At 69.1% G+C, this 18,523-nt stretch carries 16 protein-coding genes; 1 reads left to right on the top strand and 15 read right to left on the bottom strand.

All coding sequences use genetic code 11. The annotated features are described in order from the left end of the window. Positions 1 to 139: 139 nt before the first annotated feature. From nuoN to AAFN69_RS32250, 15 genes are read right to left on the bottom strand one after another with little or no spacing between them, the layout of a single operon-like run. A complete protein-coding gene (gene nuoN / locus AAFN69_RS32180) occupies positions 140 to 1,789 on the bottom strand; it encodes an NADH-quinone oxidoreductase subunit NuoN (RefSeq protein ID WP_347732435.1) in 1,650 nt (549 codons plus the stop codon). Next, on the bottom strand, positions 1,786 to 3,357 hold the full coding sequence (locus AAFN69_RS32185; RefSeq protein WP_347732436.1) for an NADH-quinone oxidoreductase subunit M: 1,572 nt from the start codon (positions 3,355 to 3,357) through the stop codon (positions 1,786 to 1,788). Before AAFN69_RS32185 ends, nuoN begins: the two co-directional genes overlap by 4 nt. Positions 3,358 to 3,360: 3 nt before the next feature. Beyond that, on the bottom strand, positions 3,361 to 5,256 hold the full coding sequence (gene nuoL, locus AAFN69_RS32190; RefSeq protein ID WP_347732437.1) for an NADH-quinone oxidoreductase subunit L: 1,896 nt from the start codon (positions 5,254 to 5,256) through the stop codon (positions 3,361 to 3,363). A gap of 11 nt (positions 5,257 to 5,267) precedes the next feature. Further along, positions 5,268 to 5,567 (bottom strand): NADH-quinone oxidoreductase subunit NuoK, encoded by a 300-nt coding sequence (gene nuoK / locus AAFN69_RS32195; protein WP_347732438.1) that lies wholly within the window; start codon positions 5,565 to 5,567, stop codon positions 5,268 to 5,270. Next, a complete protein-coding gene (locus tag AAFN69_RS32200) occupies positions 5,564 to 6,460 on the bottom strand; it encodes an NADH-quinone oxidoreductase subunit J (protein ID WP_347732439.1) in 897 nt (298 codons plus the stop codon). The genes nuoK and AAFN69_RS32200 overlap by 4 nt, the downstream gene beginning before the upstream one ends. Then, positions 6,457 to 7,101, bottom strand: coding sequence for an NADH-quinone oxidoreductase subunit NuoI (nuoI, locus tag AAFN69_RS32205; RefSeq protein ID WP_347732440.1), 645 nt, complete (start codon positions 7,099 to 7,101; stop codon positions 6,457 to 6,459). Before nuoI ends, AAFN69_RS32200 begins: the two co-directional genes overlap by 4 nt. Further along, complete coding sequence (gene nuoH / locus AAFN69_RS32210; RefSeq protein ID WP_347732441.1) at positions 7,094 to 8,488, bottom strand: NADH-quinone oxidoreductase subunit NuoH; 1,395 nt, start codon at positions 8,486 to 8,488, stop codon at positions 7,094 to 7,096. Before nuoH ends, nuoI begins: the two co-directional genes overlap by 8 nt. Beyond that, a complete protein-coding gene (locus AAFN69_RS32215; RefSeq protein WP_347732442.1) occupies positions 8,485 to 11,004 on the bottom strand; it encodes an NADH-quinone oxidoreductase subunit G in 2,520 nt (839 codons plus the stop codon). The genes nuoH and AAFN69_RS32215 overlap by 4 nt, the downstream gene beginning before the upstream one ends. Then, complete coding sequence (gene nuoF, locus AAFN69_RS32220) at positions 11,001 to 12,377, bottom strand: NADH-quinone oxidoreductase subunit NuoF (RefSeq protein ID WP_347732443.1); 1,377 nt, start codon at positions 12,375 to 12,377, stop codon at positions 11,001 to 11,003. The genes AAFN69_RS32215 and nuoF overlap by 4 nt, the downstream gene beginning before the upstream one ends. After that, positions 12,377 to 13,270 (bottom strand): NADH-quinone oxidoreductase subunit NuoE, encoded by an 894-nt coding sequence (gene nuoE, locus AAFN69_RS32225; RefSeq protein WP_347732444.1) that lies wholly within the window; start codon positions 13,268 to 13,270, stop codon positions 12,377 to 12,379. The genes nuoF and nuoE overlap by 1 nt, the downstream gene beginning before the upstream one ends. Further along, positions 13,267 to 14,589: an NADH-quinone oxidoreductase subunit D gene (locus AAFN69_RS32230; protein ID WP_347732445.1), complete on the bottom strand. Its 1,323-nt coding sequence runs from the start codon at positions 14,587 to 14,589 to the stop codon at positions 13,267 to 13,269. The genes nuoE and AAFN69_RS32230 overlap by 4 nt, the downstream gene beginning before the upstream one ends. Then, positions 14,589 to 15,317, bottom strand: a complete 729-nt coding sequence (locus tag AAFN69_RS32235) for an NADH-quinone oxidoreductase subunit C (protein WP_347732446.1) — start codon at positions 15,315 to 15,317, stop codon at positions 14,589 to 14,591. The genes AAFN69_RS32230 and AAFN69_RS32235 overlap by 1 nt, the downstream gene beginning before the upstream one ends. Then, positions 15,314 to 15,475 carry a hypothetical protein gene (locus tag AAFN69_RS32240; RefSeq protein WP_347732447.1) on the bottom strand — a complete coding sequence of 54 codons (162 nt, stop codon included), beginning with the start codon at positions 15,473 to 15,475 and terminating at the stop codon, positions 15,314 to 15,316. Before AAFN69_RS32240 ends, AAFN69_RS32235 begins: the two co-directional genes overlap by 4 nt. After that, positions 15,472 to 16,026: an NADH-quinone oxidoreductase subunit B family protein gene (locus AAFN69_RS32245; protein ID WP_347732448.1), complete on the bottom strand. Its 555-nt coding sequence runs from the start codon at positions 16,024 to 16,026 to the stop codon at positions 15,472 to 15,474. The genes AAFN69_RS32240 and AAFN69_RS32245 overlap by 4 nt, the downstream gene beginning before the upstream one ends. Positions 16,027 to 16,043: 17 nt before the next feature. Next, a complete protein-coding gene (locus AAFN69_RS32250; RefSeq protein ID WP_347732449.1) occupies positions 16,044 to 16,403 on the bottom strand; it encodes an NADH-quinone oxidoreductase subunit A in 360 nt (119 codons plus the stop codon). 1,247 nt (positions 16,404 to 17,650) lie between these two features. On the opposite strand from AAFN69_RS32250, the gene AAFN69_RS32255 reads away from it, so the two are divergent. Continuing rightward, positions 17,651 to 18,472 (top strand): C40 family peptidase, encoded by an 822-nt coding sequence (locus tag AAFN69_RS32255; RefSeq protein ID WP_347732450.1) that lies wholly within the window; start codon positions 17,651 to 17,653, stop codon positions 18,470 to 18,472. The last annotated feature ends 51 nt before the right edge of the window (positions 18,473 to 18,523 follow it).

Genomic DNA, 18,523 nt, shown 5'->3' on the forward strand with positions numbered 1-18,523 from the left:
CCGGACCCGCGGGACTCCGTCCCGTGGGAGCACCGATGAGCGTCGGACCCGGGCCCCGAACCGGCTGACCACCGCCCGCCCGCATGCGAGGGGCCCGGCTCCCCACGGGAGCCGGGCCCATCGCGTGTGACCTCACGCGTCAGCGGACGAAGGTGCTCGCCTGCCCCGCCAGATCCAGGAAGTACTGCGGCGCGACACCCAGCACCAGGGTCACCGCCACCCCCACCCCGATCGCGGTCATCGTGAACGCCGACGGCACGGCGACGGTCGGGCCGTCCGCCTTCGGCTCGCTGAAGAACATCAGCACGATGACCCGGATGTAGAAGAAGGCCGCGATGGCCGACGAGATCACACCGACCACGACCAGCGCACCGGCGCCGCTCTCCGCCGCCGCCTTGAAGACGGCGAACTTGCCGGAGAAGCCGGAGGTCAGCGGGATGCCGGCGAAGGCCAGCAGAAAGACCGCGAAGACCGCCGCCACCAGCGGCGAACGGCGCCCGAGCCCGGCCCACTTGGAGAGATGGGTGGCCTCGCCGCCCGCGTCCCGGACCAGGGTGACGACCGCGAAGGCGCCGATCGTGACGAAGGAGTACGCGCCCAGATAGAAGAGGACCGAGGAGACGCCCTCGGGCGTCACCGCGATCACACCGGCGAGGATGAAGCCGGCGTGGGCGATCGAGGAGTACGCCAGCAGCCGCTTGATGTCGGTCTGGGTGATGGCGATGATCGCACCGGCCAGCATGGTGACGATCGCGACGCCCCACATCACCGGGCGCCAGTCCCAGCGCAGGCCCGGCAGGACCACATAGAGCAGCCGCAGCAGCGCGCCGAAGGCCGCCACCTTGGTGGCCGCCGCCATGAAACCGGTGATCGGGGTCGGGGCACCCTGGTAGACGTCCGGGGTCCACATGTGGAAGGGGACCGCGCCGACCTTGAAGAGCAGCCCCATCAGGATCAGCGCGCTGCCGATCAGAAGGAGGGCGTCATTGCCCATGGTGTCGGCGAGCGCCGGGTCGATGGAGCGGACATTGCCGTCCACCACATCGGCGATCCGGGCGTACGAGACGGAGCCCGCGTAGCCGTAGAGCAGCGCGACACCGAAGAGCAGGAACGCCGAGGAGAACGCGCCGAGGAGGAAGTACTTCACCGCCGCTTCCTGGGACATGAGCCGCTTGCGGCGGGCCAGGGCGCACAGGAGATAGAGCGGGAGGGAGAAGACCTCCAGCGCGATGAAGAGCGTCAGCAGGTCGTTCGCCGCCGGGAAGACCAGCATTCCGGCGATGGCGAAGAGGGCCAGCGGATAGACCTCGGTGGTGCTGAAGCCGGCCTTGACCGCGGCCTTCTCGCTGTCGCTGCCCGGTACGGAGGCGGCCTGGGCGACGAAGGAGTCGACAGGGGTGCCGTGGGTCTCCGGGTCGAGCCGGCGCTCGGCGAAGGTGAAGACGGCCACCACCGACGCCAGCAGGATCGTGCCCTGGAGGAAGAGGGTCGGTCCGTCGACGGCGATGGCGCCCATCGCCGCGATGTTCACCTTGGTGGTGCCGTAACCGGCCTGTGCCAGGCCGACGACGGCGGCGAAGGAGGCGGCGAGCGCGACGACCGTCACGGTGACCTGGACGGGGTGGCGCACCTTGCGCGGGAGGAATGCCTCCAGGAGCAGGCTGATGATCGCGGCACCGACGATGATCAGGATCGGCGCCAGCTGCGCGTACTCGATGTCCGGGGCCGGGATCTTGGCGATCGGGTCGGCCGCCGTTGTCCACAGGGTGTGGACAGCTGTTGTGCTCACTGCGACGCCTCCACCTCGGGCCGGGGGTCCTTCTTCTGTACGTCCGACATCGTGTGCTCCACCGCCGGGTTGACGATCTCCGTGAGCGGCTTCGGGAAGACACCGAAGAAGATCAGCAGCGCGATCAGCGGGGCGATGACGGCCAGTTCACGGGGCCTGAGGTCGGGCATCGACCGCACCTCGGGCTTCACCGGGCCGGTCATGGTCCGCTGGTAGAGGACCAGGGTGTAGAGCGCGGCCAGCACGATGCCGGAGGTCGCGATGATCCCGGCGACCGGATAGCGGGCGAAGGTGCCCACCAGGACCAGGAACTCACTCACGAACGGCGCGAGCCCCGGCAGCGAGAGCGTCGCCAGGCCGCCGATCAGGAAGGTGCCCGCGAGCACCGGCGCGACCTTCTGCACTCCGCCGTAGTCCGCGATCAGCCGCGAGCCGCGCCGGGAGATCAGGAAGCCGGCCACCAGCATCAGCGCGGCGGTCGAGATCCCGTGGTTGACCATGTAGAGCGTCGCACCGGACTGTCCCTGGGAGGTCATCGCGAAGATGCCGAGGACGATGAAGCCGAAGTGCGAGATCGAGGCGTAGGCGACCAGCCGCTTGATGTCGCGCTGGCCGACCGCGAGCAGTGCCCCGTACACAATGCTGATCAGCGCCAGCACGATGATCACCGGGGTGGCCCACTTCGACGCCTCCGGGAAGAGCTGGAGGCAGAAGCGGAGCATCGCGAAGGTGCCGACCTTGTCGACCACGGCGGTGATCAGCACGGCGACCGGCGCGGTCGCCTCCCCCATGGCGTTCGGCAGCCAGGTGTGCAGCGGCCAGAGCGGCGCCTTGATCGCGAAGGCGAAGAAGAAGCCGAGGAAGAGCAGCCGCTCGGTGTTGGTCGCGATGTTGAGCTCACCGCTCGCCCTGGCCTCCGCGATCTCCGTGAGCGAGAAGCTCCCGGCGACCACGTACAGCCCGATGACCGCGGCCAGCATGATGAGGCCGCCGACCAGGTTGTAGAGGAGGAACTTGACCGCCGCGTACGACCGCTGGGCGGCGGCGTTCTGGTCGGTGCCCGCGTGGGCGCGGTCGCCGAAGCCGCCGATGAGGAAGTACATCGGGATCAGCATGGCTTCGAAGAGGATGTAGAAGAGGAAGACGTCGGTGGCCTCGAAGGAGAGGATCACCATCGCCTCGACCATGAGGATCAGGGCGAAGAAGCCCTGGGTGGGCCGCCAGCGGGAGCTTCCGGTCTCCTCGGAGTCGGCGTCGTTCCAGCCGGCCAGGATGATGAACGGAATGAGCAGCGCGGTCAGTGCGATCAGCACGACCCCGATGCCGTCCACGCCCAGTTCGTACCGGACGCCGAAGTCCGCGATCCAGGAGTGGGATTCGGTGAGCTGGTAGCGGTCGCCGCCCGGTTCGAAGCGGATCAGCACCGCGGCGGCGAGCGCCAGGGTGCCCAGCGAGACCGCCAGGGCCAGCCACTTCGCCGCGGTCCGCCGCGCGGCGGGTACCGCCGCGGTGGCGATCGCGCCGATCGCCGGGAGCACCGCGGTGGCGGTGAGGAGCGGAAAGGACATGAGTTACACCGCCCTCATCAGCAGGGTCACGGCGATCAGCACCGCCGTGCCTCCGAACATGGAGACGGCGTACGAGCGGACGTAGCCGTTCTGGAGTTTGCGCATCCGGCCGGAGAGGCCGCCGACCGAGGCCGCCGTGCCATTGACCACGCCGTCGACCAGGGAGTGGTCGACATAGACCAGCGAGCGGGTCAGATGCTCACCGCCCCGGACCAGGACCACATGGTTGAAGTCGTCCTGGAGCAGATCGCGGCGGGCGGCCCGGGTGAGCACCGAGCCGCGCGGCGCGGTGACCGGGACCGGGCGGCGCCCGTACATCAGCCAGGCGATGGTGACGCCGATCAGCAGGGCGACCACGGTCAGCCCGGTGACGGTGATGGCGCTCAGCGGCGAATGGCCGTGGTCCCAGCCGGTGACCGGCTCGAGCCAGTTGAGGAAGCGGTCGCCGATGGAGAAGAAGCCGCCCGCGAAGACCGAGCCGAAGGCCAGGATGATCATGGGGATGGTCATCGAGCGCGGCGACTCGTGCGGATGCGGCTCATGGCCCTCCGCGTCGGGCTGCCAGCGCTTCTCGCCGAAGAAGGTCATCACCATGACCCGGGTCATGTAGAAGGCCGTGATGGCCGCGCCGAGAAGGGTGACGCAGCCGAGGATCCAGCCCTCGGTGCCGCCCTTGGCGAAGGCGGCCTCGATGATCTTGTCCTTGGAGAAGAAGCCCGAGAGCCCGGGGAAGCCGATGATGGCGAGATAGCCGAGCCCGAAGGTGATGAAGGTGACCGGCATGTACTTCCGCAGGCCGCCGTACTTGCGCATGTCGACCTCGTCGTTCATGCCGTGCATGACCGAACCGGCGCCGAGGAAGAGCCCGGCCTTGAAGAAGCCGTGGGTCACCAGGTGCATGATCGCGAAGACATAGCCGATCGGGCCGAGGCCCGCCGCCAGGATCATGTAGCCGATCTGCGACATGGTCGAGCCGGCCAGCGCCTTCTTGATGTCGTCCTTGGCGCAACCGACGATCGCTCCGAAGAGGAGGGTGACCGCGCCGACGACGACCACCGCGAGCTGGGCGTCCGGGGCGGCGTTGAAGATCTCGCCGGAGCGGACGATCAGATAGACACCGGCGGTGACCATGGTGGCCGCGTGGATCAGGGCCGAGACCGGGGTCGGGCCCTCCATCGCGTCCCCCAGCCAGGACTGGAGCGGCACCTGCGCCGACTTGCCGCAGGCCGCGAGGAGCAGCATCAGGCCGATCGCCGTCAGGGTGCCCTCGCTCGCCTCGTCCGCCGAACCGAGGACCGACCCGAAGGTGAAGGTCCCGAAGGTGGTGAACATCAGCATGATGGCGATCGACAGACCGATGTCGCCCACCCGGTTGACCAGGAAGGCCTTCTTGGCCGCCGTGGCCGCGCTGGGCTTGTGCTGCCAGAAGCCGATCAGGAGGTACGAGGCGAGGCCGACGCCCTCCCAGCCGAAGTAGAGCAGCAGGTAGTTGTCGGCGATGACCAGCAGCAGCATCGCCGCGAGGAAGAGATTGAGATAGCCGAAGAAGCGGCGGCGGCGCTCGTCGTGCTCCATGTACCCGATCGAGTAGACATGGATCAGGGTGCCGACACCGGTGATCAGCAGGACGAAGGTCATCGAGAGCTGGTCGAGCTGGAAGGCGATGTCAGCCTGGAAGCCCTCCACGGGGATCCAGCTGAACAGCTTCTGGTGCAGCGCGCGGTCGTCGGCGCTCTTGCCGAGCATGTCCGCGAAGAGCACCGCGCCGATGACGAAGGAGGCGCCGGCGAGCGCGGTACCGAGCAGATGACCGACACGGTCGAGCCGCCGCCCGCCGCAGAGCAGCACCGCCGCTCCGAGCAGGGGCGCCGCGACGAGCAGCGCAATCAGGTTTTGCACGGTTCAGCCCCTCACAGCTTCATCAGGCTGGCGTCGTCGACCGAGGCCGAGTGGCGGGAACGGAAGAGGGAGACGATGATCGCCAGCCCGACCACGACCTCCGCGGCGGCCACGACCATCGTGAAGAAGGCGATGATCTGGCCGTCGAGATTGCCGTGCATCCGGGAGAACGCGACCAGCGAGAGATTGCAGGCGTTGAGCATCAGCTCCACGCACATGAACACCACGATCGCGTTCCGCCGGATCAGCACACCGGCGGCGCCGATGGTGAAGAGGAGGGCGGCGAGATAGAGGTAGTTGACCGGATTCACCGACTGGCCTCCTCTTCGTCCCGGCCGGTGGAATCGCCGGTGCCGGAGTCACGGGGTGCGGAGTCGCGCGGACCGGGGTCGCGGTCCTCGACTCCCTTGCGGCCCAGCCGGTCCTCCGAGCGCTGCTCCAGGGCGCGCAGATCCTCCAGCGCCCGGGCGGACACATCGCGGACCTGGCCGCGCTCCCGCAGGGTGCTGATCACGGTCAGCTCGGAGGGGGTGCCGTCGGGCAGCAGGCCGGCGATGTCGACGGCATTGTGGCGGGCGTAGACACCGGGGGCGGGCAGCGGCGGGAGCTGCTTGCCCTCGCGCACACGCTCCTCGGCCAGCTCGCGCTGGGTCTTCGCGCGCTCGGTGCGCTCCCGGTGGGTGAGCACCATCGCACCGACGGCCGCGGTGATCAGCAGCGCGCCGGTGATCTCGAAGGCGAAGACGTACTTGGTGAAGAGCAGGGCGGCGATTCCCTCCACATTGCCGCCGTGCGCGGTGTTCGCGGCGCCCAGGCCGTTGAAGTTCTTCAGCGAGGCATTGCTGATTCCGGCGATGAGCAGCACGCCGAAGCCGATTCCGCAGAGGGCGGCGAGCCAGCGCTGGCCCTTCAGCGTCTCCTTGAGCGAATCGGCGGCGGTGACGCCGACCAGCATGACCACGAAGAGGAAGAGCATCATGATCGCGCCGGTGTAGACGACGATCTGGACGACGCCGAGGAAGTAGGCGCCGTTGGCGAGGTAGAAGACCGCCAGAATGATCATGGTCCCGGCGAGGCAGAGTGCGCTGTGCACCGCCCGCTTCATCAGGATCGTACAGAGCGCGCCGATCACCGCGACGGTGCCGAGCACCCAGAACTGCACGGCCTCGCCCGTCGAAGTGGTGCTCGCGGCAAGGATGTTCATGCGCCGATCACCTTCCGGGAGACCGGGCCGCCCGCACCGGGACCCTCCGCGGGCCCGGCCTCGTCCGACTCGGGCTTCTCGCCCTTGGAGACCGCGACCTGCCGGACGGTGCCGGGCGCGGCCTCGGTGACCGCTCCCCGGTAGTAATCCCCGTCGTCCATGCCGGGGAAGATCGAGTGCGGGGCCTCGACCATGCCCTCGTCGAGCCCGGCGAGCAGCTGCTCCTTGGTGTAGATCAGATTCTCCCGGGAGCTGTCGGCCAGCTCGAACTCATTGGTCATCGTGAGCGCCCGGGTGGGGCACGCCTCGATGCAGAGCCCGCAGAGAATGCAGCGCGCGTAATTGATCTGGTAGACCCGGCCGTACCGCTCACCCGGGGAGTAGCGCTCCTCCTCGGTGTTGTCGGCGCCCTCCACATAGATGGCGTCGGCGGGACAGGCCCAGGCGCACAGCTCGCAGCCGATGCACTTCTCCAGCCCGTCCGGATGACGGTTGAGCTGATGCCGGCCGTGGAAGCGCGGCGCCGTGACCTTCTGCTGCTCCGGGTACTGCTCGGTCAGCCGCTTCTTGAACATGGCCTTGAAGGTCACGCCGAAGCCGGCAACCGGGTTCTGGAACGAACTCTCCGATCCGTCAGACACCGTCAGCCTCCTTTCCGTTACTCGAACCGTCACCCTCAGTATTGGGGCCGCCACTGACAATCAGCTCGCGCTCCCGGCGCGGACGCCTGCGCGGCACGGGCGGCAGGGTCTGCCCGGGCAGCGGCGGTACGGGGAATCCGCCCGCCATCGGGTCGAAGGCCGCGGGCGGTTCCTTGGCGGCCTCCTCCTCCCGGTCCTTTCTGCCGCGGAACATGTCCGCGACGAAGGACAGCAGCAGTACGGCGATGACCGCGCCGCCCACGTACAGCAGGATCGACTGGAAGTCGTAGTTCTCGTTCCGCAGCGCCCGCACGGTCGCGACCAGCATCAGCCAGACCAGCGAGACGGGGATGAGGACCTTCCAGCCGAGCTTCATCAGCTGGTCGTAGCGGACCCGCGGGAGGGTGCCGCGCAGCCAGATGAAGAAGAAGAGCAGCAGCTGCACCTTGAGGACGAACCAGAGCATCGGCCACCAGCCGTGGTTCGCGCCCTCCCAGAAGGTGGAGATGGGCCAGGGGGCGCGCCAGCCGCCGAGGAAGAGGGTGACCGAGACCGCGGAGACGGTGACCATGTTGACGTACTCGGCCAGCATGAACATCGCGAACTTGATCGAGCTGTACTCGGTGTTGAAGCCGCCGACCAGGTCGCCCTCGGACTCGGGCATGTCGAACGGCGCCCGGTTGGTCTCGCCGACCATGGTGATCACATAGATGATGAAGGAGACCGGCAGCAGGATCACGAACCAGCGGTCGGCCTGTGCCTCCACGATCGCCGAGGTCGACATCGATCCGGAGTAGAGGAAGACCGAGGCGAAGGCGGCGCCCATGGCGATCTCGTAGGAGATCATCTGGGCGCAGGAGCGGAGCCCGCCGAGCAGCGGATAGGTGGAGCCGGAGGACCAGCCCGCCAGGACGATGCCGTAGATGCCGACCGAGGCGATGGCCAGGACGTAGAGCATCGCGATCGGCAGGTCGGTCAGCTGCATCGTGGTGCGCTGGCCGAAGATCGAGACCTCGTTGCCCGCCGGTCCGAAGGGGATGACCGCGATGGCCATGAAGGCGGGGGCAGCGGCGATGATCGGGGCGAGGATGTAGACGACCTTGTCCGCCCGCTTGACGACCAGGTCCTCCTTCAGCATCAGCTTGATGCCGTCGGCGAGGGACTGGAGCATGCCCCAGGGGCCGTGCCGGTTGGGGCCGATGCGCAGCTGCATCCAGGCCACGACCTTGCGCTCCCAGACGATCGAGAGCAGCACGGTGACCATGAGGAAGGCGAAGCAGAAGACGGCCTTGATCGCGACGAGCCACCAGGGGTCGCGGCCGAACAGCGACAGATCCTCGGCGGCGAGGACGGCATGGCCCCCGGCCGCGTATGCCTCGGAGATCATGAGCGCACCTCCGGCGCTTGGGTGGCGGCGCCGTCCTGCGGGGCCGGCGCCGGACCGATGCGGACCAGCTGTCCGGGGACGGCCCCGGTGTCGGAGGCGACACCGCCGCCGGTGGAGTTGAGCGGCAGCCAGACCACGCGGTCGGGCATCTCGGTGACCTGGAGCGGCAGCCGTACGGTGCCGGCGGGGCCGGTCACGGCGAGCTCGCCGCCGTCCTTGACGCCGGTTTCGGCCGCGGTGGCGGCGGAGAGCCGGGCGACGGCGGGGTGACGGGTGCCCGCCAGCGCGCTGTCCCCCTGCTGGAGCAGACCCTGGTCGAGCAGGAGCCGGTGACCGGCGAGCACTGCCTCGCCCTCGCCCGCGCGGGGCAGCGGACGGGCGGATTCCATGGGCTCGCCCGCCCCGGCTCCCCGCCAGGTGCCGAGGCGGTCGATCTCCCGCCGCACGGCGGTGACATCGGGGAGTCCGAAGAAGACGTCCATGTGGTCCGCGAGCATGTGCAGCACCCGGGCGTCGCCCGGGGCGAGCGGCCGGGTCATCTGCTCGGGCTTCAGGGCCGCCTCGAACATCCGGGCCCTGCCCTCCCAGTTGAGGAAGGTGCCGGACTTCTCGGCGACGGCCGCGACCGGGAAGACGACATCGGCGCGGTCGGTGACCTCGCTCGGCCGCAGTTCCAGGGAGACCAGGAAGCCGACCGCGTCGAGCGCCTCGCGGGCGCGGGCCGGGTCGGGCAGGTCCGCGATCTCCACTCCGGCGACCAGCAGGGCGCCGAGTTCGCCGTCGGCCGCGGCGGCCACGATCTGGCCGGTGTCGCGTCCGTACCGGGTGGGGAGTTCGCGTACCCGCCAGATCTCGGCGGTCTCCTCGCGGGCCGCCGGGTCGGTGGCCGGACGGCCGCCGGGGAGCAGCGAGGGGATGGCGCCGGCTTCGACGGCGCCGCGCTCACCGGCCCGGCGCGGGATCCACACCAGGCGGGCGCCGGTGGCGGTGGCGGTGCGGACGGCGGCGGTGAGGCCGCCGGGCACGGCCGCGAGGCGCTCGCCGACGATGATCACGGCGCCGTCGGCGCGGAGTGCCTCCGCCGCGGCGGCGCCCTTCTCGTCGAGTCCGATGGTGCCGCTGAGGGCGTCCAGCCATTCGGTCTCGGTGCCGGGTGCGGCGGGGAGCAGGGTGCCGCCCGCCTTCTCCAGGCCGCGGGTGGCGTGGGTGGCGAGGGCGAAGGTGCGCTGGCCGTGCTTGCGGTGGGCCTTGCGCAGTCGCAGGAAGACGCCGGGGGCCTCCTCCTCGGACTCGAAGCCGACCAGGAGTACGGCGGGGGCCCGCTCCAGTACGGAGTAGGTGACCCCCGCTCCGCCGCCGAGGTCCCAGCCCTTGCCCGCGACACGGGCGGCGAGGAAGTCGGCCTCCTCGCCGGAGTGCGCCCGGGCCCGGAAGTCGATGTCATTGGTGTCGAGCGCGACCCGGGCGAACTTGGCGTAGGCGTAGGCGTCCTCGACGGTGAGCCGGCCGCCGGCCAGGACTCCGGTCCGGCCGCGGGCGGCGGTCAGTCCGGCGGCCGCGGCGGCCAGCGCCTCGGGCCAGCTCGCCGGCTGGAGGACTCCGGCGGCGTCGCGGACCAGCGGGGTGGTGAGGCGGTCGCGCTGCTGGGCGTAGCGGAAGCCGAACCTCCCCTTGTCGCAGATCCATTCCTCGTTGACCTGCGGGTCGTCGGCGGCGAGCTTCCGCAGGACCTTGCCGCGCCGGTGGTCGGTGCGGGTGGCGCAGCCGCCGGAGCAGTGCTCGCAGACGCTGGGCGAGGAGACCAGGTCGAAGGGGCGGGAGCGGAAGCGGTACGCGGCCGAGGTGAGCGCGCCGACCGGGCAGATCTGGATGGTGTTGCCGGAGAAGTACGACTCGAAGGGAACGCCCTCGCCGGTGCCGACCTGCTGGAGCGCGCCGCGCTCCAGGAGTTCGATCATCGGGTCGCCGGCGATCTGGTTGGAGAAGCGGGTGCAGCGGGCGCAGAGCACGCACCGCTCGCGGTCGAGCAGTACCTGGGTGGAGATCGGTACCGGCTTCTCGAAGGTCCGCTTCTTTCCCTCGAACCGGGATTCCGGGCCGCCGTGGGACATGGCCTGGTTCTGGAGGGGGCACTCGCCGCCCTTGTCGCAGACCGGACAGTCGAGCGGATGGTTGATCAGCAGCAGCTCCATCACGCCCTTCTGCGCCTTCTCGGCGACGGGCGAGGAGAGCTGGGACTTGACGACCATGCCGTCGGTGCAGGTGATGGTGCAGGAGGCCATCGGCTTGCGCTGGCCCTCGACTTCGACGATGCACTGGCGGCAGGCGCCGGCCGGGTCGAGGAGAGGGTGGTCGCAGAACCGGGGGATCTCGATGCCGAGGAGTTCGGCGGCGCGGATGACCAGGGTGCCCTTGGGCACGCTGATCTCGGCGCCGTCGATGGTCAGCGAGACCAGGTCCTCGGGCGGGACCGCCGCCTCCCCGCCCCCGGAGGGAGCGCTGGTGGTCACAGTCATGCGTTCACCTCCGTGCGGTGATCGGCCCAAGCGGTCGACTTGGCCGGGTCGAAGGGGCAGCCTCTGCCGGTGATGTGCTGTTCGTACTCCTCGCGGAAGTACTTGAGCGAGGAGATGATCGGGGCGGCGGCGCCGTCGCCGAGTGCGCAGAACGACTTGCCGTCGATGTTCTCCGCGATGTCCACGAGCTTGTCCAGGTCGGACATGAGGCCGTGGCCGGCCTCCATGTCCCGCATCAACTGGACGAGCCAGTAGGTGCCTTCGCGGCAGGGGGTGCACTTGCCGCAGGATTCATGGGCGTAGAACTCGGTCCAGCGGGTGACGGCGCGCACCACACAGGTGGTCTCGTCGAAGCACTGGAGCGCCTTGGTGCCGAGCAGGGAGCCGGCGGCTCCGACGGCCTCGTAGTCGAGCGGGACATCGAGGTGGGCGTCGGTGAGCAGCGGGCTGGAGGAGCCGCCCGGTGTCCAGAACTTCAGACGGTGGCCGGGGCGCATGCCGCCGCCCATGTCGAGGAGCTGGCGCAGGGTGAGCCCGAGGGGGCCCTCGTACTGGCCGGGTGCGGCGACATGGCCGCTGAGGGAGTAGAGCGTGAAGCCGGGCGACCGCTCGCTTCCCATCGACTTGAACCAGTCTTTTCCGCGGAGCAGGATCGCGGGAACCGAGGCGATCGATTCGACGTTGTTCACCACAGTGGGGCAGGCGTACAGACCGGCGACCGCGGGGAAGGGAGGTCGCAGCCGGGGCTGGCCGCGCCGCCCTTCCAGGGAGTCCAGCAGCGCGGTCTCCTCGCCGCAGATGTACGCGCCCGCGCCCGCGTGCACCGTGATGTCGAGGTCGAGTCCGCTGCCGAGGATGTCCTTGCCGAGGAGTCCGGCCTCGTACGCCTCGCGGACGGCTTCGTGCAGCCGCCGCAGTACGGGGACGACCTCACCGCGCAGGTAGATGAAGGCATGGCTGGAGCGGATCGCGTAACAGGCGATGATCATCCCCTCGATGAGGGAATGCGGGTTCGCGAAGAGGAGCGGGATGTCCTTGCAGGTCCCGGGCTCCGATTCGTCGGCGTTGACAACAAGATAGTGGGGCTTGCCGTCTCCCTGGGGGATGAACTGCCACTTCATCCCGGTGGGGAAGCCGGCGCCGCCGCGGCCGCGCAGACCCGATTCCTTGACGTAGGCGATCAGGTCGTCGGGGGCCATGGCGAGGGCTTTGCGCAGTCCCTCGTAGCCCTCGTTGCGGCGGTAGGTGTCCAGGGTCCAGGAGCGCTCGTCGTCCCAGAAGGCGGAGAGGACGGGGGCGAGCAGTTTCTCGGGGCTCGCTTCCGCACCGGTCCCGGGCCCGGCGTCGCCGCCGTATTCGGTGGACAAGGTCATCACTCCCCCTCCTCGGTGACCGGCCCGGACGGGTGGTGCGGGTCGGAGTCGGCCGTCTTCTGCGGTGCGTCGTGCGAGCTGAGGTGGTGCCGCTGCCCGGTGTCCGCGGCGTCGCCCGGCACGGTCCCGGCCGGGGCCGCCGGGGTCTCGCCGCGCGGGGAGACCACCCGGGCGGGGATCGCCTCGCCCTTGGCGAGACGGAGTCCGATGAGGGAGGCCGGGCCGGCGCCGCCGCCGCCCTCGACGGCGCCGGGGCGCTCGTCGGGGAAGCCGGCGAGGATCCGCGCGGTCTCCTTGAAGGTGCACAGGGGAGCGCCGCGGGTGGGCTGCACCGGGCGTCCCGCGCGCAGGTCGTCCACGATGCGCCGGGCCGACTGCGGTGTCTGGTTGTCGAAGAACTCCCAGTTCACCATCACCACGGGGGCGAAGTCGCAGGCCGCGTTGCACTCGATGTGCTCAAGGGTGACCTTGCCGTCCTCGGTGGTCTCGTTGTTGCCGACACCGAGGTGTTCCTTGAGGTCGTCGAAGATGGCGTCGCCGCCCATGACCGCGCAGAGGCTGTTGGTGCAGACCCCGACCTGGTAGTCGCCGGAGGGCTTGCGCCGGTACATGGTGTAGAAGGTGGCGACCGCGGTGACCTCGGCGGTCGTCAGATCGAGCATCTCGGCGCAGAACCGCATCCCGGTCCGGGTGACGTACCCCTCCTCGGACTGGACGAGGTGGAGCAGCGGCAGCAGCGCGGAGCGGGAGTCGGGGTACCGGGAGATGACTTCCTTGGCGTCCGTCTCCAGTCTGGCGCGCACCTCGGCCGGGTAGTCGGGGGCGGGGAGCCGGGGCATGCCCAGCGCCACCTCCTGACCGGGCCGAGCCGGCTGAGTCGGCTGTGCGTTCATCGGTCCACGCCTCCCATCACGGGGTCGATGGAAGCCACGGCGACGATGACATCGGCGATCTGGCCGCCCTCGCACATCGCGGCCATGGCCTGGAGGTTGGTGAAGGACGGGTCGCGGAAGTGGACCCGGTAGGGACGGGTGCCGCCGTCGGAGACGACATGGGCGCCGAGCTCGCCCTTGGGGGACTCGACGGCCGCGTACACCTGTCCGGCGGGGACCCGGAAGCCCTCGGTGACCAGCTTGAAGTGGTGGATCAGGGCCTCCATCGAGGTGCCCATGATCTTCCGGATGTGGTCGAGGGAGTTGCCGAGTCCGTCCGGGCCGTGGGCGAGCTGCGCGGGCCAGGCGATCTTCTTGTCGGCGACCATCACCGGTCCCGGCTCCAGCCGGTCGACGCACTGCTCGATGATCCGCAGCGACTGGCGCATCTCCTCCAGCCGGATGAGGAAACGGCCGTAGGAGTCGCAGGTGTCGGCGGTCGGGATCTCGAAGTCGTAGGTCTCGTAGCCGCAGTACGGGTCGGTCTTGCGCAGATCGTGGGCGAGCCCGGCGGAGCGCAGGACCGGTCCGGTGGCGCCGAGCGCCATGCAGCCGGTGAGGTCGAGATAGCCGATGTCCTGCATACGGGCCTTGAAGATGGGGTTGCCGGTGGCGAGCTTGTCGTACTCCGGCAGGTTCTTCTTCATGGTCTTCACGAACTCGCGGAGCTGGTCCACCGTGCCGGCGGGCAGGTCCTGGGCGAGTCCGCCGGGCCGGATGTACGCGTGGTTCATCCGCAGGCCGGTGATGAGCTCGTACAGATCGAGAATGAGTTCACGATCGCGGAAGCCGTAGATCATGATCGTGGTGGCGCCGAGCTCCATGCCGCCGGTGGCGATGCACACCAGGTGGGAGGAGAGCCGGTTGAGCTCCATCAGCAGGACGCGGATGACGGTGGCCCGGTCGGGGATCTGGTCCTCGATGCCGAGCAGCTTCTCCACGGCGAGGCAGTAGGCGGCCTCGTTGAAGAAGGGCGTCAGGTAGTCCATGCGCGTGACGAAGGTGGTGCCCTGGGTCCAGGTGCGGTATTCGAGATTCTTCTCGATACCGGTGTGGAGGTAGCCGATGCCGCAGCGGGCCTCGGTGACGGTCTCGCCGTCGATCTCCAGGATGAGCCGGAGCACTCCGTGGGTGGAGGGGTGCTGAGGGCCCATGTTGACGACGATGCGCTCGTCGTCGGCCTTGACGGCGCTCTGGACGACCTCGTCCCAGTCGCCTCCGGTGACCGTGTAGACGGTGCCCTCGGTGGTGTCGCGCGCGGAAGCGTGTGATGTGGACATCAGCTGTACGACCTCCGCTGGTCCGGTGCCGGGATCTGGGCGCCCTTGTACTCGATGGCGATGCCGCCGAGGGGGTAGTCCTTGCGCTGCGGGAAGCCCTGCCAGTCGTCCGGCATCATGATCCGGGTGAGGGCGGGGTGGCCGTCGAAGACGAGGCCGAAGAAGTCGTAGGTCTCGCGCTCGTGCCAGTCATTGGTGGGATAGACCGTGACCAGTGACGGGATGTGCGGGTCCGCGTCGGGGGCGGAGACCTCCAGCCGGATCAGCCGGCCGTGGGTGAGCGAGCGCAGATGGTAGACGGCGCGCAGTTCACGGCCCTTGTCGTCGGGGTAGTGCACCCCGCTGACGCCGGTGCAGAGTTCGAACCGGAGCGCCGGGTCGTTCCGCAGGGTGAGGGCGACCGTGAGCAGATGTTCGCGCTCGATGTGGAAGGTCAGCTCGCCCCGGTCGACCACCGTTCTGACGATGGCGTTCTCGGGGACGAGGCCCTGCTCCTCCAGCGCGCCCTCCAGCTCGTCGGCGACCTCGTCGAACCAGCCGCCGTAGGGGCGGGCCGCGGGGCCCGGCATCCGTACGGAGCGGACCAGGCCGCCGTAACCGGAGGTGTCGCCGCCGTTGTTGGCGCCGAACATGCCGCGCTGGACGCGGATCTCCTCGCCGTGATCGCCCCGCTGCCCCGGCAGATTCTGCTCGCTGAGTTCCTTCTCGGGGTTCGGCTGATCCGTCATGCCTGTACCTCTTCGTTCTTCCCCGGCGCCGGCGCCTGGGCGGTGCCCCCGTCCGCGCCCGCGCGGCGGTGCGGTGCGGTGCGGTGCGCCGGACCGGCGGCGCGGGCCGCCGGATCCGTGCCCGTACAGCCGGCGGCGGCCATTGCTGTCTCGCTCACCGGAGCAGCCCCTTCATCTCGATGGTGGGCAGCGCCTTGAGCGCGGCTTCCTCCGCCTCGCGGGCGGCTTCCTCCGCGTTCACCCCGAGCTTGGAGCCCTGGATCTTCTGGTGGAGCTTCAGGATCGCGTCCAGCAGCATCTCCGGACGCGGCGGGCAGCCGGGCAGGTAGATGTCGACGGGGACGACATGGTCGACGCCCTGCACGATCGCGTAGTTGTTGAACATGCCGCCGGAGGAGGCGCAAACCCCCATGGAGATGACCCACTTGGGGTTGGGCATCTGGTCATAGACCTGCCGGAGCACGGGTGCCATCTTCTGGCTGACCCGGCCCGCCACGATCATCAGATCGGCCTGGCGCGGCGAGCCGCGGAAGACCTCCATGCCGAAGCGGGCGAGGTCATAGCGGCCGGCGCCGGTCGTCATCATCTCGATGGCGCAGCACGCCAGCCCGAATGTGGCCGGGAAGACGGATGACTTGCGCACCCAGCCCGCGGCCTGTTCGACCGTGGTGAGCAGAAATCCGCTCGGCAGCTTCTCTTCGAGTCCCATTGGTGCCTCTCAGCCCCTCAGTCCCATTCCAGGCCGCCGCGCCGCCACACATACGCATAGGCGACGAAGACGGTGAGCACGAAGAGCAACATCTCCACGAGCCCGAAAAGCCCCAGGGCGTCGAAGCTGACCGCCCAGGGGTAGAGGAAGACGATCTCGATGTCGAAAATGATGAAGAGCATCGCCGTCAGGTAGTACTTGATAGGAAAGCGGCCGCCGCCGGCGGGCGTCGGAGTGGGCTCGATGCCGCACTCGTACGCCTCCTGCTTTGCCCGGTTGTAGCGCTTGGGGCCGATTAGCGTGGCCATGACCACGGAGAAGATCGCAAACCCTGCCCCTAGGGCGCCGAGTACAAGGATGGGCGCGTAAGCATTCACCCTCCTCGCTCCTTCCAGTCGTCCTTGACCGTGTTGGACCGCACCGGGCGTCTACCGTTCCGCCTCGAAGATCGTGTTCATGTGAGGCAGTTCACAAGCCCGACTGCCGTGCATCCTATGCCTGTCGGTCTGTGATCTGCGACACGGGGTCGGTAACCGTCCTTGTGATCTCCACCACCCGTTGAAGGCGGGTCGAGCGGGAGTGGAGACGATCTTCATACGTGAAGCGCGCAGTTGGTCACCAGAAGTGACGGCATCGGGCGTTTTCGCTGGTGGAAGCGGTTCGCGCTATATCAAGACATAGCGCGCGGGGGCAAATTCGCAATGGACCGCGACGGATGATAGTTAGGCTTGCCTCACTAAACGGCACCTTCGCGAGCGGCCGGCGGAGAACGCCGGCCGGGGCGGGTGGCGGGCAGTGCGTGAGCGCGATCACGAGCCCGTTCGCGGACCGGATCGCGGGCCCGGCCGCCGCGGATTCGGATATCGGATGCGACTTCCGGACACCGGCCTCCGGTGCCGGCACCGGCCTCCGGCACCGGCACCGGCACGGATGCGCGCATGGATACGGATACGGATGCGGCCGGGGACGGTCGCGGACCGGGGGCACGGGGCGGAAGCGCGGCGGCGGTCCTCGACCCGGCGCGTGTACGGAGCCGGCGCCGCCGGGCCGATCGCGGGCCGGGCCGCACGGGCGGACGGCGCGGGGTGCGGAATCCCGTCCGGAGCGGAGCCGCACCGGACGCGCGGGGCGGGACGTCATGGCGGACGCCGGAACACAATCCGGTCGATCATGCGCCCGGGTGTCCGGAACTCATATGACGGACCCGGCGGACGGGCGGACCGCCGATGACAGTCGTGATGTAATTGGGCACGGACTGTAGCGGCCCCTCCCGGGCCGCCCCCGGGCTCCACGTCGGCGCGATCCCGCCCGCGCGAGTTTCTGACGAAAGATCAGCTCAACTCGCCCCGCCCACTCAGCTCGTGATCACTCTGTGACCTGCGTCACATTCGAACCCTGCCCAAAAACGCGGGCTTGGCCATCGGTTCGAAGGAGTGGTAGGCGTCCGGCAATTCGGACTTTTTTCCGGAACTCCATGATCACACCCATGATCATCGGTGTCCGAATTGCCCGTTAGGGCGTCAATAAAGGCCCATGGAAAGCGGATTGGATTATTCCGATCGTAACTGTGGCGCAACACACGTTTCTTGTCGGGAACTATGGATGGCTGATAGCGGTTGTCCTTATGCCCCACACCGCTCACATACCCAGCCACCGGAAGCCCCGTCGCCGGAGCGCTTCCGCCATGGCACTCCGGGCCGGAGTCGCCGGTGGCGTTCTCAGCACCATCGCAGTGGCCGGAGCCGCCGGACCGGCCAACGCCGACCCGGTGACCGAGACCATTGAGATGCCCACGATCAACCCCGAGGGCCTCTCCCAGACCATCGCGCACTCCGCCCAGACCCAGCAGCAGGCCGTCTTCGACCAGCAGCTGGACACCCTGGAGGAGACCGCCGCGAAGAAGGCCGCCAAGGACGCCAAGGCCGCGAAGGCCGAGGCCGTCCGCGAGGCCGAGGCCGCCAAGGCCGCGGAGAAGAAGCGCGAGCGCGAGGCCGCCGAGCGCGCCTCCCGCACCGCCGACCGCACCTCGCTCACCGCGCCCGCCGGCAACAACTCCGGCGGTGGCTCCTCCTCGAACTCCCAGACCCCGTCCGGCTCCGTCGGCACGGTCATCGCCTTCCTCAAGGCGCAGGTCGGGGACGCGTATGTCATGGGTGCCACCGGCCCCAACTCCTGGGACTGCTCCAGCCTGGTCCAGGCCGCCTTCCGCCAGGTCAACATCGACCTCCCCCGGGTCTCCCAGGCGCAGTCGACCGTGGGTCGCGAGGTCGGCACCTCCAACCTCCAGGTCGGCGACATCCTTTACTGGGGTGCCAAGGGCAACGCGTACCACACCGGTGTCTACATCGGCGGCGGTCAGTACCTGGACGCCGCGAACCCCGCCAAGGGTGTTGTCATCCAGGATCTGTCGGGCTACCCGGCGACCGGCGCGGTCCGCGTTCTCTGAGCCGACCCCCCGGCTCCCCGGCTCCGTCCCGGCGCGCGGCACCGCTCGCCG

The organism is Streptomyces sp. CAU 1734, assembly GCF_039888735.1.
Lineage (GTDB): Bacteria > Actinomycetota > Actinomycetes > Streptomycetales > Streptomycetaceae > Streptomyces.